Annotated in this window: 23 protein-coding genes and 2 tRNA genes; 7 read left to right on the top strand and 18 right to left on the bottom strand. The window is 63.9% G+C overall.

The window, feature by feature from the left end; translation table 11 throughout:
* Positions 1-167 precede the first annotated feature (167 nt).
* The gene (glnS, locus tag KW824_RS03885) at positions 168-1829 is read left to right on the top strand and encodes a glutamine--tRNA ligase (protein ID WP_218408958.1); all 1662 of its coding nucleotides are present in this window, start codon (positions 168-170) and stop codon (positions 1827-1829) included.
* Between the two features lie 117 nt (positions 1830-1946).
* On the opposite strand, the gene fur is transcribed toward glnS, so the two are convergent.
* A complete protein-coding gene (gene fur / locus KW824_RS03880; RefSeq protein ID WP_005325677.1) occupies positions 1947-2375 on the bottom strand; it encodes a ferric iron uptake transcriptional regulator in 429 nt (142 codons plus the stop codon).
* 244 nt (positions 2376-2619) lie between these two features.
* Here fur and KW824_RS03875 point away from each other — a divergent pair, with 244 nt between their 5' ends.
* Entirely contained in the window at positions 2620-3120 is a 501-nt protein-coding gene (locus KW824_RS03875; RefSeq protein ID WP_005325675.1) for a DUF4442 domain-containing protein, read from the top strand.
* A 46-nt stretch (positions 3121-3166) separates the two neighbouring features.
* Here the strand turns inward: KW824_RS03875 and fldA are convergent, their stop codons facing one another.
* The 4 genes from fldA to KW824_RS03855 are packed head-to-tail and all read right to left on the bottom strand — an operon-like array spanning position 3167 to position 5088.
* Positions 3167-3691, bottom strand: coding sequence for a flavodoxin FldA (gene fldA, locus KW824_RS03870; RefSeq protein WP_005325673.1), 525 nt, complete (start codon positions 3689-3691; stop codon positions 3167-3169).
* Positions 3692-3729: 38 nt separating this feature from the next.
* Positions 3730-4026 (bottom strand): LexA regulated protein, encoded by a 297-nt coding sequence (gene ybfE, locus KW824_RS03865; RefSeq protein WP_005325670.1) that lies wholly within the window; start codon positions 4024-4026, stop codon positions 3730-3732.
* 20 nt (positions 4027-4046) lie between these two features.
* The gene (locus tag KW824_RS03860) at positions 4047-4268 is read right to left on the bottom strand and encodes a DUF2788 domain-containing protein (RefSeq protein WP_005325663.1); all 222 of its coding nucleotides are present in this window, start codon (positions 4266-4268) and stop codon (positions 4047-4049) included.
* Positions 4269-4323: 55 nt separating this feature from the next.
* Entirely contained in the window at positions 4324-5088 is a 765-nt protein-coding gene (locus KW824_RS03855; RefSeq protein ID WP_218409090.1) for an alpha/beta fold hydrolase, read from the bottom strand.
* Between the two features lie 289 nt (positions 5089-5377).
* Between KW824_RS03855 and seqA the strand changes: the two genes are divergently transcribed.
* Both seqA and pgm read left to right on the top strand, forming a co-directional pair.
* Positions 5378-5884 (top strand): replication initiation negative regulator SeqA, encoded by a 507-nt coding sequence (gene seqA / locus KW824_RS03850; RefSeq protein WP_042650230.1) that lies wholly within the window; start codon positions 5378-5380, stop codon positions 5882-5884.
* A 52-nt stretch (positions 5885-5936) separates the two neighbouring features.
* A complete protein-coding gene (gene pgm / locus KW824_RS03845) occupies positions 5937-7586 on the top strand; it encodes a phosphoglucomutase (alpha-D-glucose-1,6-bisphosphate-dependent) (RefSeq protein WP_218408957.1) in 1650 nt (549 codons plus the stop codon).
* Between the two features lie 84 nt (positions 7587-7670).
* Here pgm and KW824_RS03840 read toward each other — a convergent pair whose 3' ends face one another.
* Positions 7671-8552, bottom strand: a complete 882-nt coding sequence (locus KW824_RS03840) for a DMT family transporter (protein ID WP_218408956.1) — start codon at positions 8550-8552, stop codon at positions 7671-7673.
* Between the two features lie 94 nt (positions 8553-8646).
* On the opposite strand from KW824_RS03840, the gene KW824_RS03835 reads away from it, so the two are divergent.
* Positions 8647-9129: a MarR family winged helix-turn-helix transcriptional regulator gene (locus tag KW824_RS03835; RefSeq protein ID WP_218408955.1), complete on the top strand. Its 483-nt coding sequence runs from the start codon at positions 8647-8649 to the stop codon at positions 9127-9129.
* Positions 9130-9172: 43 nt separating this feature from the next.
* Here KW824_RS03835 and mltB read toward each other — a convergent pair whose 3' ends face one another.
* From mltB to KW824_RS03785, 10 genes are all read right to left on the bottom strand, one after another.
* A complete protein-coding gene (mltB, locus tag KW824_RS03830; RefSeq protein ID WP_041207037.1) occupies positions 9173-10258 on the bottom strand; it encodes a lytic murein transglycosylase B in 1086 nt (361 codons plus the stop codon).
* 128 nt (positions 10259-10386) lie between these two features.
* Positions 10387-10989, bottom strand: coding sequence for a CDP-alcohol phosphatidyltransferase family protein (locus tag KW824_RS03825; RefSeq protein ID WP_218408954.1), 603 nt, complete (start codon positions 10987-10989; stop codon positions 10387-10389).
* Positions 10982-11641: an ATP-binding cassette domain-containing protein gene (locus KW824_RS03820; RefSeq protein WP_218408953.1), complete on the bottom strand. Its 660-nt coding sequence runs from the start codon at positions 11639-11641 to the stop codon at positions 10982-10984. The genes KW824_RS03825 and KW824_RS03820 overlap by 8 nt, the downstream gene beginning before the upstream one ends.
* Positions 11642-11643: 2 nt before the next feature.
* Entirely contained in the window at positions 11644-13299 is a 1656-nt protein-coding gene (locus KW824_RS03815) for an ABC transporter permease (RefSeq protein WP_218408952.1), read from the bottom strand.
* 3 nt (positions 13300-13302) lie between these two features.
* Positions 13303-14469, bottom strand: coding sequence for an ABC transporter substrate-binding protein (locus KW824_RS03810; RefSeq protein WP_218408951.1), 1167 nt, complete (start codon positions 14467-14469; stop codon positions 13303-13305).
* An 18-nt stretch (positions 14470-14487) separates the two neighbouring features.
* Complete coding sequence (locus tag KW824_RS03805; protein WP_218408950.1) at positions 14488-16641, bottom strand: FAD-dependent oxidoreductase; 2154 nt, start codon at positions 16639-16641, stop codon at positions 14488-14490.
* Positions 16638-17219 (bottom strand): carboxymuconolactone decarboxylase family protein, encoded by a 582-nt coding sequence (locus tag KW824_RS03800; RefSeq protein ID WP_139436425.1) that lies wholly within the window; start codon positions 17217-17219, stop codon positions 16638-16640. Before KW824_RS03800 ends, KW824_RS03805 begins: the two co-directional genes overlap by 4 nt.
* Before the next feature lies 1 nt (position 17220).
* Positions 17221-17922, bottom strand: a complete 702-nt coding sequence (locus tag KW824_RS03795) for a DUF1499 domain-containing protein (protein WP_139436423.1) — start codon at positions 17920-17922, stop codon at positions 17221-17223.
* Positions 17923-18114: 192 nt separating this feature from the next.
* Positions 18115-18393 carry a peptidylprolyl isomerase gene (locus KW824_RS03790; protein WP_042650241.1) on the bottom strand — a complete coding sequence of 93 codons (279 nt, stop codon included), beginning with the start codon at positions 18391-18393 and terminating at the stop codon, positions 18115-18117.
* A 79-nt stretch (positions 18394-18472) separates the two neighbouring features.
* Positions 18473-18847 (bottom strand): hypothetical protein, encoded by a 375-nt coding sequence (locus KW824_RS03785; RefSeq protein ID WP_042650242.1) that lies wholly within the window; start codon positions 18845-18847, stop codon positions 18473-18475.
* A gap of 528 nt (positions 18848-19375) precedes the next feature.
* On the opposite strand from KW824_RS03785, the gene KW824_RS03780 reads away from it, so the two are divergent.
* On the top strand, positions 19376-21151 hold the full coding sequence (locus tag KW824_RS03780) for an autotransporter assembly complex family protein (protein WP_371316578.1): 1776 nt from the start codon (positions 19376-19378) through the stop codon (positions 21149-21151).
* 76 nt (positions 21152-21227) lie between these two features.
* The gene (locus tag KW824_RS03775; RefSeq protein ID WP_218408949.1) at positions 21228-25079 is read left to right on the top strand and encodes a translocation/assembly module TamB domain-containing protein; all 3852 of its coding nucleotides are present in this window, start codon (positions 21228-21230) and stop codon (positions 25077-25079) included.
* Between the two features lie 121 nt (positions 25080-25200).
* On the opposite strand, the gene KW824_RS03770 is transcribed toward KW824_RS03775, so the two are convergent.
* Positions 25201-25285, bottom strand: a tRNA-Tyr gene (locus KW824_RS03770).
* Positions 25286-25315: 30 nt separating this feature from the next.
* Positions 25316-25400 (bottom strand) — tRNA-Tyr (locus KW824_RS03765).
* Positions 25401-25471: the final 71 nt, after the last annotated feature.

The raw sequence follows: 25471 nt of genomic DNA, 5'->3' as shown, positions 1-25471 counted from the left end.
CAGAGGGGCTCCCGCTGTTTCCCGTTTTTAGCACGCCAATGGCCCGGATTGGCCAAATTCAGGTTGAGGCAGGGCGCGTAATGAGGGATCATATCCGGCTTGACGGCGGGGTGATGAGGGTGCCAACCGGCACAACTTCCGCCAGTGACGCATTTTTGAGGTGAGCCATGAGCGAGGCGAGCAGCCCAACCAACTTTATCCGTCAGATCATCGATGAAGATCTGGCCAGCGGTAAGCACAAGAGCGTGCATACCCGTTTTCCGCCGGAGCCGAACGGTTATCTCCATATCGGCCACGCCAAGTCCATCTGCCTGAACTTCGGCATCGCCCGTGACTATCAGGGCCAGTGCAACCTGCGCTTCGATGACACCAACCCTGCGAAGGAAGACATCGAGTTCGTGGAGTCCATCAAGCAGGACGTACAGTGGCTCGGCTTCCAGTGGAGCGGCGAGATCTGCTACTCCTCCGACTATTTCGACAAGCTGCACGGCTATGCCATCGAGCTCATCGAGAAGGGTCTGGCCTATGTGGACGAGCTTTCCCCCGAGCAGATGCGCGAATACCGCGGCACCCTGACCGCCCCTGGCAAGAACAGCCCGTTCCGCGATCGCAGCGTGGAAGAGAACCTGGCGCTGTTTGCCAAGATGAAGAGCGGCGAGATGGCCGAAGGCAGCGCCTGCCTGCGCGCCAAGATCGACATGGCATCCCCCTTCATGGTGATGCGCGATCCCGTCATCTATCGCATCAAGTTTGCCCACCACCACCAGACCGGTGACAAGTGGTGCATCTATCCCATGTATGACTTCACCCACTGCATCTCGGACGCCCTGGAGGGGATCACCCACTCCCTGTGCACTTTGGAGTTCCAGGACAACCGTCGCCTCTATGACTGGGTGCTGGACAACATCAGCATCGACTGTCACCCGCGTCAGTACGAGTTCTCTCGTCTGAACCTCGAATACACCGTCATGTCCAAGCGCAAGCTGAACCTGCTGGTGACCGAGGGGCACGTCAGCGGTTGGGACGATCCGCGCATGCTGACCGTCTCCGGGCTGCGTCGCCGTGGTTACACCCCGGCCTCCATCCGCGAGTTCTGCCAGCGCATCGGCGTGACCAAGCAGGACAACATCGTCGAGATGAGCATGCTGGAAGCCTGCATCCGCGACGATCTCAACGAGAACGCCCCCCGTGCCATGGCGGTGCTGCATCCGGTGAAAGTGGTCATCGAGAACCTGGCCGCTGACGAGGTGCTGACCGCACCGGCGCACCCGAGCAATGCCGAGATGGGTACCCGCGAGCTGAACTTCACCCGCGAGATTTTCATCGACGAGGCGGACTTCAAGGAAGAAGCGAACAAGCAGTTCAAGCGGCTGGTGCTGGGCAAGGAAGTGCGCCTGCGCAACGCCTACGTCATCAAGGCCGAGCGGGTCGAGAAGGATGCGGACGGCAAGGTCACCTGTATCTACTGCTCCTACGATCCCGAGACCCTGGGCAAGGATCCGGCCGATGGCCGCAAGGTGAAGGGGGTGATCCACTGGGTCAGCGCCACTCACTCCCTGCCGGCCGAGATCCGTCTCTACGACCGTCTGTTCAAGATGCCGAACCCCGGTGCCGAGGACGACTTCGAGGCGGCGCTCAACCCGGATTCCCTGGTGATCATCGCCGGTGCCCGGGTCGAGGCGTCTCTCAAGGACGCCAAGCCTGAGTTTGCCTACCAGTTCGAGCGTGAAGGGTATTTTTGCGCCGACAACAAGCTCTCCAGTCCGGAGCAGCTGGTGTTCAACCGCACCGTGGCTCTGCGCGACGTCTGGGGCAAGGCCGAGGCCTGATGGCTGCAGCTTGACAGGAAGAGGGCAGGGGAGATCCTGCCACTCTGGTCCGGATTGCGGACACAAAAAAAGCCAGCGTGATGCTGGCTTTTTCATGGCTGCTCGCAGCCGACGGCGTTATTCGTCGTGCTTGCAGTCACCGTTCACGCAGTGACCATAGAGATAGAGGCTGTGGTTGGTCAGGCGGATATTGTGGTGTTTGGCGATGTCGCGCTGACGCTGCTCGATCACCTCGTCAGAGAACTCGATCACCTTGCCACAATCGAGGCAGACCAGGTGGTCGTGATGTTCCTGGGTCGCCAGCTCGAACACCGACTTGCCCCCTTCGAAGTGGTGACGGGTGACGATACCGGCATCATCAAACTGGTTGAGAACGCGATAGACGGTAGCGAGACCAATCTCCTCACCCTGATCGATCAGCCGTTTGTACAGATCTTCCGCACTGGTGTGCTGGCAGTCCGGCTGTTGCAGGATTTCCAGGATCTTGACGCGGGGCAAGGTGATCTTGAGCCCGGCCTTTTTTAACGCTTGGTTGTTGTCTGCCATATTCTATTTATTCGCATTCTCGAAGGTGTGGTTATTCTGATTGACTGCCGAAGGAATGGCAACCACGAACTCGCTTGGCCTGTCATTATAGGTCGTAGCCAAGTCAAAAATAAACCCAGTAATTCAAGGGGTTTAGCACATTTCCCCCCTCTGGAAGATTAATCTGGCCAGCCCGGTTCAGGCTTGCTCGGCGAGGGAATGTTGATACTATGTCACTTCTCTATAGTCTGGTCGGATGAGATCCATGGATTGGCTTTTTGACAACGCGGCCTGGGTGCGCCATGCCCTCAACGCCTGGCCCCCGTTCTGGGGTGCGGGCATCAAGATAGAAACATTGAGCCCTGATTTTCGCTTCTGTCGGGTCACCCTCAAGTCCCGCTGGTGGAACAAGAATGCCAACCGGACCCAGTTCGGCGGCAGCATGTTCGCCATGACGGATCCCATCTATCCGCTGATGCTGATGGGCCATTTCAAGAACCGCTATTACGTCTGGGACAAGGCGGGCAGCATCAATTTCATCAAGCCTGGCAAGGGGATGCTGGTGGCGGAGTTCAATCTGACCGACGCCAAGCTGGCATCGATCGTGGCGGCGACCGAGGGGGGCAACAAGCATTTCCCCGAGTTCGAGGTGCAGGTACAGGACAAGCGGGGCGAACTGGTGGCCCAGGTCAGGCGCACCCTGTATGTGAAACCCAAGCCGGAGCACAGGACGCCGGGTCAGGCTGCATCGACCATGAAGGAGTAAAAACAACAAGGGCCCCAGCGGGGCCCTTGTTGTCAGAGGAGGGAGATCACTCCAGCTCGCTCAGACACATCTCTTCGTGCAACTGCTTGCACCAGCCCTTGACGCGCTCGGCAGTCAGCTCCGGCTGGCGATCCTCATCGATGCCCAGACCGACGAAGTGCTTGTCATCTACCAGTGCCTTGGAGGCCTCGAACTCGTAGCTCGCGGTTGGCCAGTGGCCGATGATGATGGCACCTTTGGCTTCGACGATGTCACGCAGGGTGCCCATGGCGTCGAGGAAATATTCGGAATAGTCTTCCTGATCGCCGCAGCCGAAGATGGCAACCAGCTTGTTGTTGAAGTCGATCTCTTCGAGCTCGGGGAAGAAGTCATCCCAATCGGCCTGGGCTTCGCCGTAGTACCAAGTCGGGATACCGAACATCAGCAGATCGAAGCTGTCGATGTCGGCCTTGCTGCTCTTGGCAATGTCACGGACTTCAATCAGTTGTTTGCCCAGTTCTTTCTGGATCATCTTGGCGACAGCTTCGGTATTACCGGTATCGCTGCCGAAAAACAGACCTACACTAGCCATAGTGTTTAGTTACCCGTATCTGGTTAATGCTTAACGGTTCAGATTGCGATGCCTGCTGCATGCGCAGACTCAATCTGTTGCTTCAGGATAGATTGGATCAGCTCGGCTCGGCTGACGTTCTGTTGTAGCGCAAGTTGGTTCAGGCGCTCCAGCAATTCGGCCTCCACCTTTAACTCGACCCGTTTCAGGCCGTTCTCCCGATCGCGCTTGAGCTGGTTGCGCTTGTTGATCTTGAGTTGGGTCTCACGGGGGAGTGGATTGGTCTTTGGCCTGCCGGGGCGCTTCTCAGTTGCGAACAGATCCAGTGTTGTTCGATCAGTTTGCTGTTTGGCCATACATCACAGATGAAAAGTAGTTAGCCGATCCCTGAGCCTTCCCAGCCCATTTCGATCAGCCCCTTGGCGACAAAACCCGCGCAACCCAGAAACAGAACCAGCCAGACGATGAGACGACCAAAACGGGGCACGTTGCCGCGTTTGAGAACGTCGTGAATGGCCAGACCAATCAGCAGGAAGATGGCCACGAAGAACAGCTTCAGGCCCAGACTCTCGATCAGATCGATGTGTTCACTCAGCATGGATTGCGCGCACTCCTTATGAAGGGCGCACTATATCACAAAGGATTTGAAACTGTTAACCGCCTGTCGACAGGAAATCCACAACCAGTTTGTTGAACAACGCCGGCTTTTCTGCGTGCAGCCAGTGACCGGTTCCGGCGATGATGCGGGCCTTTGCGGCCGGGAATTGTGCCATCACAGTCTCGGTGTATTGGGGCTGCATATAGTCGGAATCCCCCCCCTTGATGAACAGGGTCTGCCCCTCGAAGCGGGTCTGGCCGTCGGGCCAGCCCATGATGTTGGCGTAGTTGTGCTCCAGCGCCGGCACATTGAACCGCCAGCCCCAGCCCGCCTCGGTTTTGGTGAAGGACTTGAGCAGGAACTGGCGAACGCCGGGGATTTCGATATGTTCAGCCAGGATGGCTTCCGCCTCGCTGCGGCTTTGAGGAAGGCGTTCGAGCGTGGCGTTGAGTCCGGCGAACACATTCTGGTGGCGGGCATGGGGATAGGCCACCGGGGCGATGTCGGCCACCACCAGCCGGTCGACCCGGGCAGGGGCCTGCTTGGCGACCTGCATGGCTACCTTGCCCCCCATGGAGTGACCGACGAGGGCCACCTGCTCAAGCCCGAGCTGATCCAGCAGGGCGATCACATCCGCCCCCTGCTGTGGATAGCTCATCTCGCCGCTGTGAAAGGAGGCACCGTGGTTGCGCAGATCGACACTGATGACCCTGTACTGCTCGCTGAGGGGGCGGGCCAGCAGGCCGAGGTTGTCCAGGCTGCCGAACAGGCCGTGGATCAGCACGACGACCGGGCCTTGTCCTTGATCCTTGAAATTCAATAATGAGTTTTGTTGCAAAATAACACCTTATCGGTCGTGGGCTGTTTCGCCATATTTTTAACACACTGAAAGAAAAGGATTTCATTCCTCAGGGGGGATTTTTTTGTGGTTTTTTTTCCAAAAAAACGACCCGGGATCGGCTATCAGTGCGGAGGATCACACACCTGGCCCCGTATTATGCCGTATTCTCAAGGAGATTCATGCACATCTGCCAGCCCCTCCCTTGGGCTGCCGGGTTTGCCTATGTATAATCGCCGCATCCGAATTTCGACGAGTCCAGCGCATCCCTATGAAAACCATCGAGCTTGATGACGATCTCTACTTCTTTATCGCGAGCCAGACCCGGCACATCGGCGAGAGTGCCTCCGATATCCTGCGCCGTCTGCTGGAACAACCCGTCAAGGCGGGGACGACAGTGCCGGCCGCGCCTGTGGTCCAGCCTCAACCCCTGGCCGATGCCATGGGACTGGAAGCCCTGCTCGATTCCGACGAGCTGCAAAAAGAAGAGAAGTCCATCAACCGCTTCATGCTGGTGCTCAGCACCCTGTACCGGGACAACCCGGATAGCTTTACTCAGGCGACCGAGATAAAGGGGCGCAAGCGCGTCTATTTCTCCCGGGATCCCGAGGCACTGCGTGCCAGCGGCAGCACCACCAAGCCCAAGCAGGTGCCGGATACCCCGTTCTGGGTCATTACCAACACCAACACCAGCCGCAAGCAGAACATGGTGGCCCAGCTGATGGCCAGCATGGGTTATGACGAGGCTCTGACGGCTCGGGTGTGCGGCGCAGTTTAACGCATCACAGACTCAAGGCCTTGCCAGGCAAGGTCTCACCAAGGAAAACGCCATGGCACAGCATTCCCACGCCGGCAAGCCGGCCCGCATAAGCGATCTGACCAACATTCCCCGTCTGGTCAGCGCCTACTACCTCAACAAGCCGGACATGAGCCGCCCCGAGCAGCGGGTGGCCTTCGGCACCTCTGGCCACCGCGGCAGCGCCCTGCACAACGCCTTCACCGAATCCCATATCCTGGCGGTGACCCAGGCGCTGGTGGAGTATCGCCAGCAGGCCGGCATCACGGGCCCGCTGTTTGTGGGCATGGACACCCACGCCCTCTCTGAGTCGGCGTTCTCCAGCGCGGTGGAAGTGCTGGCGGCCAATGGCGTCGAGACTCGTATCCAGGCTGGTCTGGGCTTTACACCGACTCCGGTCATTTCCCATGCCATCCTGCGCCACAACGCCGGCAAACCTGCGGCCCTGGCGGACGGTGTGGTGATCACCCCGTCCCACAACCCGCCGGAAGATGGTGGCTTCAAGTACAACCCCCCCCACGGCGGTCCTGCCGAAGGGGAGATCACCAAGTGGGTGGAAGACCGCGCCAACGCCATTCTGGAAGCCGGTCTGGCCGGCGTGAAGCGGATGCCGTTCGCCGAGGCCCTGGCGAGTGAGTTCGTGGTCGAACACGACTATGTCACCCCCTATGTGGACGATCTCGAGAACGTGCTGGACCTGGCGGCCATCAAGCGTGCCGGCATCAAGATCGGGGTGGATCCGCTCGGCGGTTCCGGCGTGGCCTACTGGGATGTGATCGCCAAGCGCTACGATCTCGACATCGAGGTGGTGAACTACAAGGTCGATCCGACCTTCTCCTTCATGACCCTGGATAAAGACGGCAAGATCCGGATGGACTGCTCCAGCCCGTTCGCCATGGCGGGCCTGATTGCCCTGAAAGACAAGTTCGACATCGCCCTTGGCAACGATCCTGACTACGACCGTCACGGTATCGTCACCAAGGCGGGGCTGATGAACCCGAACCACTACCTGGCAGTGGCCATCCAGTACCTGTTCACCCACAGAACCGGTTGGTCTGCGAACGCTGCCGTCGGCAAGACGCTGGTCTCCTCGTCCATGATCGACCGGGTTGCCGGCGAGATTGGCCGCACCCTGAAAGAGGTGCCGGTCGGCTTCAAGTGGTTCGTGGATGGTCTTTTCAGCGGCGAGTTCGGCTTCGGCGGCGAGGAGAGCGCGGGCGCCTCCTTCCTGCGCAAGGACGGCAGTGTCTGGACCACCGACAAGGATGGCTTCATCCTGGCCCTGCTGGCCGCCGAGATCCTGGCCGTCACCGGCAAGGATCCCCAGGCCCACTACGATGCCCTGGAAGCGAAGTTCGGCCGCTCCAGCTACCGCCGCATTGACGCTCCCGCCAACAGCGCCCAGAAGGCGGTGCTCTCCAGGCTGGATCCGGCGCTGGTGGAAGCCTCGACCCTGGCCGGTGAGCCCATCCTTGCCAAGCTGACCAAGGCCCCCGGCAACGATGCCGCCATCGGCGGCCTGAAGGTGGTGACCGAGAATGGCTGGTTTGCGGCGCGCCCCTCGGGCACCGAGTCCATCTACAAGATCTACATGGAGAGCTTCAAGGGCGAGGCGCACCTGGACCTCATTCAGCAGGAGGCTCAGCAGATCGTCTCCGCGGCCCTGGCCAAGGCCGGCGTCTGAGCCTGAAGCCAGTCACTGAAGCGCATAAAAAGGAGCCATATCGGCTCCTTTTTGCTGTGTGCCTGGCGGGGATCTGGTGCCCGATCAGCCATTTCCCGGCTGGTCTGGGCAAGCCTTGGCAACCTGCCCACCCTTGAAGAGGGGTCGGGTCGGCAGCTTCATCAGGAACAGGGATAGCAGGATCACCGCGATGCCGAGCCACTGGCGGCCGTCCAGGGTCTCTCCCACCAGCAGCACGCCGAAGGAGACAGCCACCATGGGGTTGGTGAGGGCCAGCATGCCCATCACCTCGGGACCGTGGCGCTTGAGCCCCCACAGCCAGGCCCAGTAGGCCAGCGCCGTGTTGAGCAGGATTAGCCAGATGAGCCCGGGGGCACTCGCCGGCTGTGGCAGCGGCATGGGGCCCGCCAGCCACCAGGCGAGCGGGATCAGCATCAGGCCCCCGAGCAGCAGTTGCCAGGCGGTCAGCGCCAGCAGATCGCTCACCGGCCAGCGTTGCATCCAGCGGCTGGACTGGCCGATGAGCAGGGTGGCCAGCAGGGCGCACGCCACGCCGACGGGATCCAGGTTGGCGGAGGGATTGAGTAGCAGGAGCACACCCGCGAGCCCCATCAGGCCCAGCAGCAGCCACTTCAGGCTGGGTCGCTTGCCATCCTGCCACCAGGCGAGCCCCATCAGAATGAGGGGCAGGGTGGAGCCCAGAGTGCCCGCCACCGCCCCCGGCAGGCGATAGGCCGCCACGAACAGCAGGGCAAAGAAGGCGGTGATGTTGCAAAACGCCAGCAGAAACTGCCGGTTCCAGGTGAGGGGTGGCCGGCGGGGATGGAGCAGCAACAGCAGTATACCGGCCGGCAGCGCCCGCCACACGGCCACCCAGTAGGAGGAGTAGTCGGTCAGGTAGAGACTGACGACGGCATAGGTACTGCCCCAGAGCAGGGGGGCGAGCAGGGCAATCAGCAGTGGCATGGTTGTCTCGCAATAAAGTATCTTTAAGTAAAGATAAATTAGCCGTGAGTTAGTTTATTATCAAGTATCTTTTCGAAAAGATAATGGAGCCAGAATGGATAGTGATCATGTAGACCTGCTGCTGGCCCAGTGGGCACAGCAGCGACCGGATCTCGACTGCTCTCCCATGGGGGTACTGGGGAGGGTGGCGCGCATGGCGGCCATCGCCGGGCGCGAGGTGAGTGAAGAGCTCAAGGGGTGCGGCCTGCTGGGCTCGGACTTCGACATACTGGCAACCCTGCGCCGGGCCGGTGAGCCGCTGACCCCGACCGCCCTCTACCAGTCCGCCATGTTGAGCTCGGGGGCCATGACGGCCAGGCTCGACAAGCTGGAGCAGCGTGGCCTGATAAGACGTGAAGCCTCCCCCGATGACAGGCGAAGCCTCTTGGTCTGCCTGACGGAGCCGGGGCGGGAGCTGGTCGACCAGGCGGTGGAGCGCCACGTGGCGAACGAGCGGCGCCTGCTGGCCCCGCTGACGAACGAGGAGCAGGGGCAACTGGCTGCTCTGCTCAAGCGCTGGCTGCTGGAAAACGAATAGCAAAACGGGCCCGATGGGCCCGTTTTCGTAGGGTGGGGCTGGCTCAGTAGCCGCCTCTGGCATCCCTGACCGCCAGACCCAGCTGCCACACCGCCATGGCGTAGTGGGTGCTGTGGTTGTAGCGGGTGATGGCGTAGAAGTTCGGCAGGCCGTACCAGTACTGATAACCGGTGCCCACGTCCAGGCGCAGCAGGCTCGCCTCCTTGTGGTTGCCGAGCGACGCTGTGGGGGCCAGCCCTGCCCCGCGCAGGGTGGTGACCGGGTAGCGGGTCTGGAAGCCGTGCTCATAGCCGGGCAGCTGGCCCTGACCGCGTACCGCCACCGGTTGCCCCTTCTCCCAGCCATGGGCCTTGAAGTAGTTGGCCACGCTGCCGATGGCATCCACCGGATCCCACAGATTGGTGTGGCCATTGCCGTTGAAGTCCACCGCATAGCTCTGGAAGCTCGACGGCATGAACTGGCCATAGCCCATGGCGCCGGCGTAGGAGCCCTTGGGTTCGGTGGGATCCATGCCCTCATCCCGGGTCATCACCAGGAAGGCCTCCAGCTCGCCGGTGAAGAAGGTCGCCCGGCGCGGATAGTCGAACGCCAGGGTCGCCAGGGCATCCAGGATGCGGGTCTTGCCCATCACCCGGCCCCAGCGGGTCTCCACCCCTATGATGCCGACGATGATCTCGGGGGGCACCCCGTAGATCTGCTGCGCCCGATTGAGCTCGCTCTCGTACTCACGCCAGAAGCTGACGCCGTTTTGCACATTGTCCGGGGTGATGAACTTGGCGCGGTAGCGATTCCAGGCGCCGGTCGGCCCTGTGGGGGGCGTGGTGGTGGGCGCCTGGGCGTCCATCAGCCGGATGATCCAGTCGTAGCGCTCGGCCTGGGCCAGCACCCTATGCAGCTCGGCGCCGTTGAAGCCGTGCTTGTCGACCATGCGCTGCACGAACTGATCCACGTTGCTGCGGTTGGCGAAGTCTCCCTTGCTGACCCCCTGCTGATAGAACGGTTTGCTCGGCGGCGTCTGATTGATGAAGGCGCTCTGGGGCTGCGGCTTGACCACGGGCTTGGGGGCCGGTGTGCTGCTGCAGCCATACAGCAGAGGGAACAGGGAGAGGGTGAGGAGAAGGCGACGCATATGGTTCTCGTGAGCCTGAAAAAGAGTGTCGTCATGGTAAAACATTGGCGTCCATGCGCAAGTGCTCAGTGCAGGGCCTGGGGCCCATATTCATCCGCCGCTGAATTCGCCGGCAGGCCCCTCTCCTCTCAACGCAGGGTGTGGTAGCCGCTCCAGAGCCGGGTCAGGGTGGTGATGGCGCAGAGCAGGGCAAAGCCATAGGCGAGCGGGGCGAAGGCGGCGGGCCACAGGCACATCAGCACGAACAGGGCGATGGTCTCGCTCCCCTCGGTGAGGCCGCCCAGGTAGTAGAGGGACTTGTGGTGGTAGACGGGGTTCTCGATGCCGCGCTTGCCCGCCATGATGGCAAAGGCCAGGAAGCTCGAGCCCGTGCCCATGAAGGCGAACAGCAGGGTGGCGGCGGGCAGGGCGTTGGCGTGGGCAGCGAGGGCAAAGCCCAGCACCACGGCGGCATAGAAGATGAAGTCGAGGCTGATGTCGAGGAAGCCGCCGCAGTCGGTGATCCCCGTCTGGCGCGCCACGGCCCCATCCAGGCCGTCCAGCAGCCGGTTGAACAGGATGGCGGCGAGCGCCCAGCCGTGCCAGCCCAGTGCCAGCAGCGGCAAGGCCAGCATGCCGACGGCAAAGCCGGTGAGGCTTATCTGGTTGGCGCTGATCCCGGCCCGGCACAGGGGGGAGGCCAGCAGCTGGAGGGGGCGGCGAATGAGGGGGATCAGGTGGCGATCAAACAAGGTCGGTGTCCTCTTTGGTCAAGCAGGGAGTGGTGAGTGTCAGGATAGCCCCCGGGGCATCCTCCTCGTCGTGGGTGACCAGCAGGGCGGGCATACCGAGCGTCTTGAGCCGCTCGAACACCAGGGTTCTGAAGGCCGCGCGCAGCGGCTTGTCCAGCCGGGAGAAAGGCTCGTCCAGCAGCAGGGCCTCTGGCTCTGCCAGCAGGGCCCGCAGCAGGCCGACGCGCGCCTTCTGACCGCCGGAGAGCTGGCCCGGCAGCTTGTCCGCCTGCCCTGCCAGACCCACCTCTGCCAGCGCCTCGAGGGCGCGGGCCCGTCTCGCTGCCATCCCCCTGAGATGCGCCGGCATGCCGAACATCAGGTTCTCTGCCACCGTCAGATGGGCAAACAGCAGATCGTCCTGAAACAGCATGCCGATGCGCCGTGCCTGAGGCGCCAGGGGGGTGAGCCGCCGCTCGCCGAGCCGTACCTCCCCCGCCAGCCGGATGGGCCCGGGGGGCAGCACCCCCGCCAGAGCCGCCAGCAGGGAGCTCTTGCCGCAGCCGCTCGGGCCCATCAGGGTCAGCACCTCGCCGGGGGCCACCGTCAGGGGGGGCAGTGTCAGCATGGGGTGATCATCCAGGTAGAGGGTGAGCGCGGTGGTATGCAGCATGATCAATGCCTCAGTGCGGGGTTGATACGGCGAGGCAGCCAGAGCACCAGGCCGTAGATGAAGAGTGGCAACAGCAGTTGCAACAGGCCATAGAGGCCAGCCAGTCGCCGGTTGAGGCCGCTGCCTATGGCCACCGCCTCGGTGGTGATGGTGACCACGCGGCCTGCGCCAAACAGCATGGTGGGCAGGTATTGGGCCAGGCTCACCGCCGCCCCGACCCCGAAGGCGAACAACAGCGGCCGCGCCAGCAGCGGCCCCTTCACCTGCCACCAGGCGCGCCAGGGGCTGGCCCCGAGGGAGAGTGCCGCCCGGGTGAGGCGATCGTCGAATTGGCGATAGGGGCCGTGCAGGCAGAGATAGACATAAGGGAAGACAAACAGCAGTTGGCTCCAGAGCACCCAGCCCGGTCCTATGCCGTCGACGCCGCCGAGCCAGTCGATCTGCAGGCGCAACCCGAACAGCAGGCTGGCCTGGGGCAGCAGCAGCGGCAGGCAGATGAGCCAGAGCGGCCACTGGCTGTGGTGAGGGTGGCGGCCCTGCTGCGCCTCCAGGGCGAGCACCGCCAGCAGCAGCGAGAGGCCGGCGCAGAGCAGGGCCAGCCACAGGCTCTGCCACAGCAGGGGCCCCAGAGTGGGCAGCAGCGCCAGCCAGTGGTAGCCGCTCCATTCGCTGGGCCAGAGCGCGGGGAAGGACCAGCGCCGGGCCAGGGACCAGAGCAGCAGGGAGGCCAGCACCAGCAGGTTGATGGCGAGCAGGACCCAGACCCCTGCCCGGGTGAGGCGCTCGGGCCAGGGCGAGGGGAGGCTGCGCCTGCCGTCCAGCCAGCGGGCCTTGCCAAGCGCCCCGTGGCTCCATTCCAACAGCCGCAAGGCGGCGAGCAGCAAGAGGTTGAGCGCCAACAGCAGCAGGGCGCCGCTGGCGCAGGCCCCGCGCCACTGGAGGTCCGGGTCCTGATACCAGAGCCAGAGCCGCACCGCCAGGGGAGCAGGGGCATCTGGCCCCAGCAGCAGGGCGAGATCCACCACCCCCAAGCCATAGGCCGCCACCGCATAGAGGGGCAGGCGCAGGGCAGGCCAGAGCGCGGGCAGCAGCAGGCGCCACCAGATCTGCGGCCCGCTGAAGCCCATGGTTTGCCCAAGCCACTGCTGGCGACTGACTCGGGCAGGGTCGAGGGCCGAGAGCGCCATCAGTAGCAGAAAGGGGGTCTCTTTCAAGATGAGCGCCAGGATGAGGCCGAGCCCCCAGGGATCTCTCAGAGTCTGCCAGTCGGGGGGCAAGTCAAAGCCGGTGAGGGCGGGGGAGATCAGGCGCAGCAACCAGCCGGAGGGGGCGAGCAGGAAGGCCACGCCGATGGCGAAGGCGACGTGGGGCAGGGCCAGCAGGGGGGAGAGCAGGCGGCGCAGCCAGCGCATCCAGGGCTGCCCCTCCCCCTGGGCGAGCAGCAGGGCGGTGAAGAACAGGGCCCCCAGGGTGGAGGCCCCCGCCACCCAGAGGCTCAGGCCCAGCGAGTGCCAGAGCCCGGGCTGGGCGAGCAGCAGGCTGACATGGCCTTTGGCCAGGCCTTCAAGCAGCAGGAGCAGCAGACCGCCGGCGACAGGCGCGGCCAGCGACAGGGCGCACAGCAGGAGAAAGAGGAGGCGCCAGGGCCGGATACTCATGGATCAGTGGCCGTAGCGTTCGACCCAGGCCGCTTCCAGCCGGGTCTGCCAGCTGGGATGGGGTTCGGCCACCGCCTTGAAGCGCAGGGCCGGCTGGCTGTTCCCTGGCAGGGCATCCTGGCGCAGCACGCTGGGGTCGCCCCAGAACGCGGGATCCGCCTTGCGGGCCTGGGCGGCAGGGCTCAACAGGAAGTTGGCTACCACTTTGGCGCCGGCCCGGGCGCTGGCGTTGAAGGGGATGGCGAGGAAGTGGCTGTTGGTCAGGGCCCCCTTGGCCATGGCAACGGCCTTCACCGCAGGGGGCAGGGTGCCGTTTTGCACCGAACTCTGGGCCTCACCCGGGTTGAAGCTGATGGCCATGGCCAGCTCGCCGTCATCGAGCAACTGTTTGGTCTCGGCGGCGCTGGTGGGGAACAGCTTGCCCTTGCGCCAGAGCACGGGGTGCAGCTGATCGAGCCAGCCCCAGAGCGGGGCCGTGAGGCGGGCAAAGTCGGCGTCGCTCGCCTCCCGATAGAGGGGCGCAGGATCGGCGGTCAGCTCCAGCAAGATCTGCTTGAGGAAGCTCGAGCCATGAAACTGGGGCGGCTTGGGGTAGGTGAAGCGGCCAGGGTTGGCCCTGGCCCAGGCGAGCAGCTCGGCCGCCGAGGTGGGCACTGGGGTGACTTCCTCCGTGTCGACCATCAGATTGAGTTGCCCTATGCCCCAGGGGGCCTCGAGCCCGGCGACCGGCAGGGTGAAGTCCTCGTGCACCGGCAGCTTGGTGTCTACCAGTGCCATGTTCGGCAGATCCTGAGTGAAGGGGGCCCCCAGCAGCCCCTGCTCCTTGAGGGCCTTGAAGTTCTCCCCGTTGACCCAGAGCAGGTCGATGGGGCCGCCCGACATCTTGCCCGCCTGCTTGCTGGCCAGCAGCTGGCTGACGCTCTGGGCGATGTCATCCACCTTCACCTGCACCAGGGTGACCCCGTATTGGCGCTCAATCTCCTGACCCGCCCATACCAGGTAGGCGTTGATCTCCGGGCTGCCGCCCCAGGCGTTGAAGTAGACGTGCTGGCCCTTCGCCTCGGCGAGGGTCTGTTGCCAGGTCGCCTCGGCGGCGTGGAGCTGGGGCGCCAGCAGCAGGGCGGCGGCGAGCAGGGGACGGAGCAGGGCGCGAACTCGGGTCTTGAACATGGTGAGGGTCTCGTGGGCTCAGGCGCCGCGGCGCCAACTGTGATAACGGGCCAGCAGGGTCAACAGGCGGGTGGGCTGGTGGGCCCGCTTCCACTCGCCCGCCACGTATTTGTTCCCCTCCATCAGGGTGGGATAGGCGTGGATGGTGCCCAGGATCTTGCCAAGCCCCAGGCTGTGGCGCATGGCGAGCACAAATTCGGCGATCCGCTCGCCGGCGTGAGCGCCCACTATGGTGGCGCCAAGGATTTTATCCTTGCCCGGCACCGTCAGCACCTCGACAAAGCCGTGGCGCTCGCCATCGGCGATGGCGCGATCCAGCTCGGCCAGATTGAAGCGGGTCGCCTCGAAGGGAATGCCTTGGGCCTCGGCCTCCTTGCGGTTGAGGCCGACCCGGGCAATCTCGGGGCTGGTGTAGGTGGCCGCCGGGATCACCCTGTAGTCAGCCTTGAAGCGCCTGAACTGGCCAAAGAGGGCGTTGACGGTGGCATACCAGGCCTGATGGGCGGCGAAGTGAGTGAACTGATAGGGGCCAGCGACGTCTCCCACCGCCAGTATGCTGGGGTAGTTGGTGGCGAGGAAGCCATCGACTGCTATGGTGCCACGGGGGGCCAGCTCCACCCCCAGCTCTTCGAGCCCGAAGCCGCTCACGTTGGCGACCCGGCCCAGGGCCAGCAGCAGTTGATCCCCCTCAACCAGGTGCGTTTCCTCCCCCCGGCGCAGTTGCAGCCGGATAGGCAGCGTGCCCTCAGCCGCGGGTTCGTAGTCGGCGCGCTCAGCCCGCCAGCCGGTGAGTAGCCGCACGCCGTCGCGGGTCATCTGTTCGGCCAGCGCCTCGGCGACCTCCCGCTCTTCCCGGGGCAGCAGCTGATCGGCGAGCTCCACTAGGGTGACGGGGATGCCGAGCAGGGCAAGGCTCTGAGCCAGCTCGCAGCCGATGGGGCCGCCGCCGAGCACCAGCAGGTGGCGGGGCGGTTCGCGTAGCTGCCAGAGGCTGTCCGAGGTGAGGTAGGGCACCTGCTCGAGACCCGGCAGCTTGGGCACCAGAGGCCTGGCCCCCGTGGCGATGACGATGTGGCGGCTGTTCAGGCGTCTGCCGCCCACCTCCAGCTCCCAGGGGGAGACGAGGCGGGCCCGGCCCTGGATGCACTCCACCCCCAGCCCCTGATAGCGTTCAACCGAGTCGTGGGGCTCGACCTCCTTGATCACCTCGGCCACCCGTGCCATCACGGCGGCAAAATCGGCCTGTGATTGACTGGGGCTGAAGCCAAGCTCGTCTGCCTTGCGCTGTTCAACGGCGAAGCGGGCGCTTCGGATCAGCGCCTTGGAGGGAACGCAGCCGGTGTTGAGGCAATCCCCCCCCATCTTGTGCTGCTCTATCAGCGCCACCCTGGCCTTGACCGCGGCGGCGATGTAGCTGGTGACCAGGCCCCCGGCACCGGCGCCTATCACCAGCAGGTTGTAGTCGAAACGCGCCGGTTTGCGATAGGGGGCGTGCAGGCGGCGCAGGGCGAGCCTGCGTTGCAGCCAGCGCATCAGCCAGGGCATCAGGCCGAGCAGGGTCAGGGCCGCCACCAGACCGGGGGAGAGGATCTTGCCCGTGCTGGTGAGGGTGGCGAGTTCGCTGCCCGCCAGCACATAGACGAAGGTGCCCGGCAGCATGCCGAGCTGGCTGACCCAGTAGTAGGTACTGACTCTGATGGGGGTGAGCCCCATCAGCAGGTTGACCAGAAAGAAGGGGAAGAGGGGGATGAGGCGCAGGCTCAGCAGGTAGAAGGCCCCATCCTTCGCCATGCCGGCCTCAAAGGTGGCCAGCTTGTCGCCGAAGCGGCGGCTCACCCAGTCGCGCAGCAGGAAGCGGGCGCTGAGAAAGGCCAGCGTAGCCCCCAGGGTGCTGGCAAAGGAGACCAGCAGCAGCCCCCAGCCGACGCCGAACAGGGCGCTGCCCCCCAGGGTCAGCAGGGCGGCGCCGGGCAGGGAGAGGGCAGTGGTTGCCACGTAGAGGAGCGTGAACAGCAGGGCCGCCTGGCCGAAGTGCGCCTGCACCCAGGCCGAGGCTTGCACCTGGTGGGCCTGCAACCGGGAGAGGCTGAGGTAGGCATCGAAATCGAAGGCGAAGAAGGCGCTGACCAGACTCCCCATCACCAGCAACAGCAGCAGGCGGCCCCGGCTCATTGGCCGTCCCTGTCGGAGGGCGCCGGGCGTTCGGGCTGCACCGGCAACTGGCAGAAGCCCTGGGGGGCGATGTCGAGGGCGGCATTGAACTTGGCCGACATGTTCTGGAAGGCGATGAGGCCGGTGAGCTCCACCAGGGCATCGTCATCGAACCAGGGCTTGAGCCGCGCGGCCTGCTGGTCGCTCACCCCATCCAGCCCCGTCATGGCCTCGGTGTAGTCGAGCACCGCCCGTTCGCGTTCATCGAACAGGGGGCTTTGGCGCCACTGGGCCAGCGCCTCCACCTTGTCGCTGGAGCCGGCGCGCTTGATGAGGGTCATGGCGTTGATGTCGACGCAGAAGCGGCACCAGTTGAGCTGGGAGACCCGCACCGTCACCAGGGAGCGCAGCACGGGGTCTATGGGGGAGCGCTTGCGGTTGATGACGCCGTAGAGGGTGGCGACGGCGGCAAACAGGCGCGGCGAGCGACCCCAGCACTTGCCCGGGATCAGTACCTGACCGTAGTTGCGTTGCTGCAGCCAGAAAAAGGGGCGGATAAACCAGGCATATTCCCGATCAGGCTTGACCTCAACGCGCATGTTATTCCTCTTGTTCCATTTTCTGCATCTTGGGTTTGTAGGCGCCCCCCAGCCGCTCGTTGAGCCGGGTCAGGAAGTTCTGGATCCGTGCCCGGTTGACCCCCAGATCGCTGCGCCCCTGACGGGAGGCGGAGCGCATGTCGACCCGGGTCTCTTTCGGCCCGGCGAAGACCCGTAGCGCCACGTCATCCTCAAAGCCGAACCAGCCGGTGGTGACCACGGCATCGAGGCCGTCCGGGCTCGGGCGCACCCGCCAGCCGAGCTCCGTCATCAGCTCGTCCGCTTCGGCGATCACCTCGGCCGGGGAGGCTCGGGTATAGAGAGGACCGGGGTTGCCGGGGAAAACTTGCAAGGGAGGGGCATTGACGGGGAGATCCTCAGCCGTTCTCAGCTGCTCGGCCCACAGCAGACGGGGCGGATGATGGGGATCCGTGCTGACGTCGTTGGTGAGCGGCGAGCGCAGCGCCTGAACGACAAACAGCAGGGGCAGCAGCAGGGGGGCTATGCCCCAGGCATCCGCCCACAGACAGGGGGAGCTGCGGTAGCGCCAGGGCAGGCGCAGCAGGAGCCAGAGGCTGATCAGGGCGCTCGCGAGGCAGAGGGCGAAACCGAGCCACCAGGGCCAGAGATGGGCCCGGCTGCCGAGGGCGCCCCCCAGGGGCAGCAACCAGGCCAGCAGGGGCCACCACAAATAGCTGTGCATATGCAGGATCCACTGGTTATGATGGAGCAATGCCCAGAAGGATAAACTTAATTATCTGATAACGTTAGTAAATTATCTTTATCTTGGCGCTTTTAACCGCCCCGGGCGCAGGGCGGCAGGGCGGTGGCCAGGAGTCGGCCGGGCAGGAAGCCGGGCGAGCCCTTGTCAGGGCTGGGGGCGCGGGGAGGGCCCTCAGTTGCGGTAGAGCACCTTGATGAGATGGAAGCCGAACTTGGTGCGCACCGGCCCCAGCACGGTCAGGAGTTCCCCCTTGAAGACGGCATCGTCAAACGCCTTGACCATGTCCCCCTTGGAGAACTCCCCCAGATCGCCGCTGCGCTTGGCGGAGGCGCAGGTGGAGAAGCGCTTGGCCATCTGGCCGAAGTCGGCCCCTTTGGCGAGTTTTTCCTTGATCTCGAGACACTCTTTTTCGGTCTTGACCAGGATGTGCTGGGCACAGGCTTTTTTCATCGGAACGCTCCTCGGCGAGGGTAAAGGGGGCGCAAGGGTACTCCAATTCGGTGCGCGCGTCAGCCCCGCCGGCGGCACATCAGCCGCGGGGATGGGTCGCCAGACGTGACCTGGGGCGAGACTGCCAGAGGATCTCCAGCCCCAGCAGGGCGTAGAGGCTCCAGATGGCCAGGGGATTGAGCCAGTCGCCGCCGAGCTGCAGGGTGAGCAGGGCGCCACCGACCAGCAGCAGGACTATCCCGGGCAGGCGCCAGTGGGCCGGCAGCGGTGCCAGCATGGCCAGCCCCAGCAGCAGGGCGAGCCCGAAGGGCAGGTTGAGGGCGGTGAAGGCCAGGGCCTGCTGGCCGTTCATGCCGGTCAACAGGGCCAGCAGGGCACTGCAACAGGCCAGGAAGGTGACGAATTCGAGTCGGTCGGCTATGTAGTCAGCAAGTTGTTCGCTACGTAAGTGCATGGGATCTCTCCTGCGATTGATGACATCAGTGTGGGGCAGGGAAGGTGGCAGTGGCAGCGGGATAAATCGATTGGATTGAACGAAGCTTTAGTGCCACCTATTCAAGTTGTTGATTTAAACTTATTTTCCTGTTCAATAGCAGAATATGGCAATGGGGGCGCCAGACGGTGATGTCAAGCCTGCCAGGGGATCCTGGGTCTCAAGGTCCGGGGGCGTCCGACAGGGGCTGTCGCGTGGCGAGCGCAGCAGCGCCGAGGGCGGCGACGGGAAGGCGCTGCCGGTATCGGACCTGGGTGCCGCTTTTTTGTACGACCCTTGCCGGGAGAGTGCACACTTTCCCTCATTGGCGGACTGTTTTCCTGTCAGGCCCAGGTGAAAGCAGGCTCCGGAAGAGGACGCCAGCCCCGGGGGAGAGGGGGATTTCGGGACAGCGGTTATGCTAGGATGAGCCGCGCTCGCCTGGGGTGAGCCCCATTATCATTCTAAATCGAACAGTTTTTTACTTATGTTATTCGGGGAAATTGACGTTTGACAGGATGCCATCCTATTTTGCCTGCCGGGTTCACCTCACCCGGGCGAACCCGTCGCCCCGGGCTCGGCACCTTGCTGCTCGCCCTCTCTCTGTGGCTGCTGGTGACCCCCGCCATGGCGGCCAAGCTGACCTATCAGATCAAGGGCATCAAGGGGGAGCAGAAGGATAACGTCGAGGCCTATCTCAATGCCCTGCCGGTCTACCAGGAGCGCCAGTATCGTCCCGCCCGCGCCAAGATCACCGAGAGTGTGCAAAAAGCCCTGCAGGTCTATGGCTACTACCAGCCGAAGATCACCCTCGCTCGCGACAAGAAATCCCCCGCCAGGGTAGTGATCGAGATAGCGCGGGGGGAGCCCGTGCTCATCTCGCGCCTCGACATTCTGCTGGAAGGGGAGGCGGGCAGCGACGAGGTCTACAGCGAGCTGCTGGACAAGTTGCCCCTCAAGGAGGGGGATCCCCTCAACCATGGCAAGTACGAGTCCATCAAGGCGGATCTCGGCAGCCTGGGGCTGGCGCGGGGCTATTTTGACGCCAAGATCAGCAAGAGTCAGGTGAAAGTCTTCCCGGATCAGGGCAAGGCCGAGATCTATATCCTGTTCCGCTCAGGTCCTCGCTATCACTTCGGCGAGATCCACTACGATGCGACGCCGGAGGCCCTGCGCCTGATCCGGCCGCTCATCAACATCAAGAGTGGCGATCCCTATCTGGCGATCCGGCTGGCCGAGATGTCCCAGGACGTCTCCTCCACCAAGCTGTTCAAGCAGGTGGACATCAAGCCCATGATCAGCCAGGCCGAGGGCAACTTGGTGCCGGTGCAGGTGACCCTCTCGAACCGGGTCGACCACGAGATCGAAACCGGTATCGGCTATGCCACGGACGTGGGGCCGCGCCTGAGTGCCACCTGGGAGAAGCCCTGGGTCAACCGCTATGGCCACAGCCTCTCCAGCACCGCCAAGATCTCGGCCCCGGAGGCGGAGCTCAGTTTCGACTACCAGATCCCGGTCGGCAACCCGCTGCGAGACTATTACTCCCTGCAGGCCGGCTACCAGTACACAGACAACAACGATACCCGATCCGATCTGGCCACCTTCGGCGTACACCGCTGGAAGCGGCGGCCGGAGAGCTGGGACAGGGACGTCTTCATCCGGCTGGAGAACGAGCGCTACGTGCAGGGCAACGACGAGGGGAACAGTCTGCTGCTGATCCCCGGGGTCTCCTGGTCGCGGCTGCGGGTGCGCGGTGGCCTGGTGCCGGACTGGGGGGATCGTCAGCAGCTGACGACGGAATTCTCCAGCCCTTACTGGGGCTCGGACATCAACTTCATGCGGGTGTGGGGACGCAGCAAGTGGTTGCGCACCCTGGGAGAGGATCACCGCTTCCTGATGCGGGTCGAGCAGGGGGCCATCATAGGGGATGACTTCTCCCTAGTGCCGCCCTCCCTGCGTTTCTTCACTGGTGGCGATCAGACCATACGTGGCTACGGCTATGAGACCGTCTCGCCGAAGGACGAGGATGGCAAGCTCACCGGCGGGCGCTACACCAGTGTGGGCAGCCTGGAGTACAACTACCGCTTCAGCGACAAGTGGCTCGGGGCCCTGTTCGTGGATGGCGGCACGGCCACCGTCGACTACAGCGAGGCCTGGAAGATAGGCACTGGGGTGGGGGTGCGCTGGGTGACGCCCATCGGCCAGGTCAGGCTGGATCTGGCGGTGGCCATCTCCGAGGAGGACAAGCCGTTGCGGCTGCATTTCGCGCTGGGGCCCGAATTATGATCCGGTTTGAATCCACTCATCCTCGTTTTTCTTTCTCCTGGCCGCTGCGGCTGCCTCTTTCGCGGGGGTCTGCGCTGTGATCTGGGTAAAGCGTATTTTCTTGTGGCTCATGGGGATCGTCTTCCTGCTGCTCATCGGTGTCAGCCTGCTGGGCTTCACCCATCAGGGCAACAAGTGGCTGTGGCAGCAGGCCAAAGGGGCGCTGCCTTCCCTCAAGGGGGAGCTGGTGGCGGGGCAACTCGGCTATGGCTGGACCCTGGAAGGGGTCGGCTGGCAGGACGAGCTGGTGGACGTCACGGTGGAGCGGGCCGTGCTGGACTGGGATCTCGGCAAGCTGCTGCAGGGAAAGCTCTGGATCAAGTCCCTGACGGTCACCCGCCCGGTGGTGAAGGTCGCCGAGTCTGAGCCTGTGCCGGAAGAGCCCACCGAGCCCTTCGTCTGGCGCCCGTTGCCACTGCGCATCCAGGTGGACAGCCTCAAGGTGACGGATTTGGACCTGGCCGTGCCTGGTGTTGGGGTGACCCTCAAGGATCTGGAGATAGGCGCCACCCTGGATCGCAAGGGGCTCATCGTGCGCGGGCCCGTGCTCGATGATCTCGACATAGTGCTGGCAGAGGCCCCCAAGGAGGCTGCCGCCAGCAAAACGCCTGCCGACAAAGGGAAGAAACCCGCCAAGCCGGTGCAGAACAAGGCTGCCGCTGACAAGCAGGACAAACCGAACAAGCAGGAGAAGGACACCTCCCTGACGGCGGGCAAGCCGTCCGAGGAGAGCCTGGCTGACAAGAGCGGCAAGGAGAAGGCCGCGAGCAAGCCCGAGCCCATCCTGCTGCCCGAGATCCGCTTGCCATTCCCCATCCAGCTGGAAGGGCTAGCGGCGACCCGGGTTCGCTACCAGCAAGGGGAGCTGGTCGAGGGACTCGACACCCTGCAACTGTCGGCCCGTGCTCAGGATGCGCGTATCGACGTGCGCGAGCTCTCCTTGCGCCACGCCATGGCGGATCTGGCGCTCAAGGGCCATGTCACCCTGACCTCGGATTATCCCCTCGCCCTGACCCTGGATGCCAAAGCCCGCAAGGGATTGCTGGAGAACCAGCTCAAGGGGGAGCAGGCGAATCTGATCCTGGAGGGGTCCGTGGGCAAGCTGGGGTTGGCGCTCAAGGCCAAGGGACCGGTCACCGCCAATCTCAAGGGGACGCTGGTGACGCTGGATCCCGACTTGCCCTTCGATCTGGCACTGGACTGGAAGAGCCTTGCATGGCCCCTTCACAAGCCCGTCAAGGATGAGCCCAGCTACCGGCTGGACAAGGGCACCCTGAGCGCCAAGGGCACGCTCTCGGGCTATCAGTTTGCGCTCAAGACAGCCGGCAAGGGGACGGACGTGCCCCCCTTCAAGGTGGCGCTCTCGGGCAAGGGGGATCTCGGCCAGCTGAGCCGGGTCGAACTGCTGCTAAATGCCCTGAAGGGGGAGCTCAAGCTCGATGGCAAGCTCGCATGGCGCAAGGGCGTCCAGTGGCAGGGCACCACCGAGTTCAAGGGGATCAACCCAGCCGAGCTGGTGCCCGAGATCAAGGGGACGCTGGCGGGCAAGATAGCCAGCCGCTTCGAGCTGGACGAGGCGGGCCACTGGCAGCTGGCGCTGCCGGAGCTCAAGGTCGACGGCAAGCTCAACCAGTATCCCCTGGCGCTCAAGGGATCTCTCAGCGGCAACGACAAGATGGAGTGGATCATCCCGGCCCTGGCGCTGCAAAGCGGCCCCAACCAGTTGCAGGCCAAGGGGTCGCTCACCGCCCAGGCCTGGAAGCTGGATGCCCAGGTAGATGCCCCCAAGCTCGGCGGCATCTACCCCGGTCTCGGCGGTGATCTCAAGGGACAGGTGCGTGTCACCGGCAACCAGCAGGCACCGAGGGTGAATGTGGATCTGGCCTCGAGCCGCCTCGCCTATGCGGGAACCGTGTTCAAGAAGACGGCCATCAAGGGCAATGCTCTGGTGGGGGACAAACCGGCCGGCGAGCTGGCCCTGACGGTGGCCAGCCTGGTGCAGGGGACGACCACGCTCTCCCAGATAGCCCTGAACCTGAGTGGCGATCTCGACCGTCACGGACTCACCTTGACCATGAAGGGGGATCCGGTGGCGGCGGATCTGAGCCTGAATGGCAGCCTGCGCGGGGATCGCTGGCGTGGCGCCCTCTCCGAGCTCAAGCTGAAGACCCCACTCAAGCGCTGGACCCTGTCCGCCCCCTGGTCCCTGGATCTGGACTTGGCCAGGCAGCAGCTGACCATGGGGGATCTCTGCCTGGGCTCCCAGAAGGCCAGCCTCTGTGTCAAGGGCAGCCAAATCTCGGCCGCCCAGGGGAGCCTGGAGTTTGCCCTGAACGAGTTCGACCTCAAGCGGCTGCGTCCCTGGTTGCCGGACAACTTCCGCTGGCTGGCGGTACTGTCGGCGGACGGGCGCGCCAGCTGGCGCGGCAATCAGCCGACCCTGCACGCCACAGTGCGCACCACGCCGGGCACTTTCGTGGCCGACGAGCTCAAGACCGAGTATCAACGTCTGGAGCTGGGGTTGGACTTCGAGCGCCAGCAGGCCGCCATCCGGGTCGATTTCGCCTCCAGACAGATCGGCAATATCGACACCGACCTGCTGATCCGCGAACCTGCTGGCCGTGGCCAATTGTCGGGTCAGCTCAAGTTTGACGATCTCAAGCTGACGACCTTTGCTCCCCTCATCCCCGAGGTGCGCTCCCTGCAGGGGTTCATCTCGGCCGATGCCCGCTTCGATGGCACCCTGGCCGCCCCCCTGCTGTACGGTGAACTGAACCTGCTGGAGGGGGAGGTGCAGACCCACTCCGACATGGTGACCCTCTCCAGGCTGGTGACCCGCCTCAAGATAGACGGCAACCGGGCCGAACTCGACGGCTCCATGCTGGTGGGCAAGGGGCCGCTCACGCTGGGGGGCTGGCTGAGCTGGGCCAGGCTGCCGGTCACCGGCAGTCTCACCATCAAAGGCAAGGATCTGGAAGCCCAATACCCGGGAATGGGCCGGGTCAGGGTGACGCCGGACATCGCCATCTCCCTGGGAGAGGAGACCAGGGTCAGCGGTCAGGTGGACATCCCCTGGTCGCGCATCCTGGTCAAGACACTGCCGGAGAGTGCGGTAGCGGTCTCAGATGATGTGACCGTCATCTATGACGATCTGCCGCCGGTGCCCAAGACGGCGCCCCTGCCGATGGAGATCAAGCTCGCCATCCGCCTCGGTGACGATGTCCGGCTAGAGGCCATGGGGCTCAAAACCAAGGTGACGGGAGCGCTCGGCATTCGCCAGGATCCCTCCAAGCCGCTGGCGGGCAATGGTCAGCTGGAGCTCAAGGATGGGCGCTTCAAGGCCTATGGTCAGAACCTCATCATCAAGGAGGGGCGGATCCTCTTCTCCGGCCCCATCGATCAGCCCTATCTCAACATCGAGGCCTACCGGGATCCCGATACCATAGAGGATAATGTGACCGTCGGGGTCCGGGTGACGGGGCCGGCGGCCAAGCCGAAGATCACCGTCTATTCCGAGCCGCAGATGGCGCAGTCCGAGCAGCTCTCCTACCTGCTGCGCGGCAAGGGGTTGCAGACCAGTGGCGAGGATGGCGGCTTCAATGGCCTGCTGGTGGCAGGGGCGGTGAGCCAGGCGAGTGGCGTGGTCTCCAGTATCGGGGAGTCCCTTGGCATGAGCGATGTGGCACTCGACACCGCAGGGAGCGGTGACGATACCCAGGTGACCCTGTCTGCCTACCTGTTGCCCGGCTTGCAGTTCCAGTACGGCGTCGGGGTGTTCAGCCCCATCGCCGAGTTCAAGCTGCGCTACGAGCTGATGCCCAGGCTCTATCTGCAGGCCATGAGCGGGGTGGCCCAGGCGGTAGACATCTTCTATCGCTTCACCCTGTGAAGGCATGAGCACGACAACGGGAGGCCAAGGCCTCCCGTTTTTCATGGTGCTGTCTGGCAGGGCGGGATTGAGATGGCCCGGAAAAGCAAAAACCCGGCGCGAGGCCGGGTCTTCAGAAGAATGGTGGAGGGAGAAGGATTCGAACCTTCGAAGGCAGAGCCGTCAGATTTACAGTCTGATCCCTTTGGCCGCTCGGGAACCCCTCCACGGGGCATGACCTGATTGTGGCACTTGAATGGTGGAGGGAGAAGGATTCGAACCTTCGAAGGCAGAGCCGTCAGATTTACAGTCTGATCCCTTTGGCCGCTCGGGAACCCCTCCCCAAGTGCGAGGCGCATACTAACAGATCTGTCGCGCTTGTGAACCCCTTGGCTGGGATTTTTAATGCTTAA

Origin of the sequence: Aeromonas sp. sif0611 (assembly GCF_019218845.1) — a bacterium.
Lineage (GTDB): Bacteria > Pseudomonadota > Gammaproteobacteria > Enterobacterales > Aeromonadaceae > Aeromonas > Aeromonas media.
This window is presented reverse-complemented; position numbering and strand designations above follow the sequence as displayed.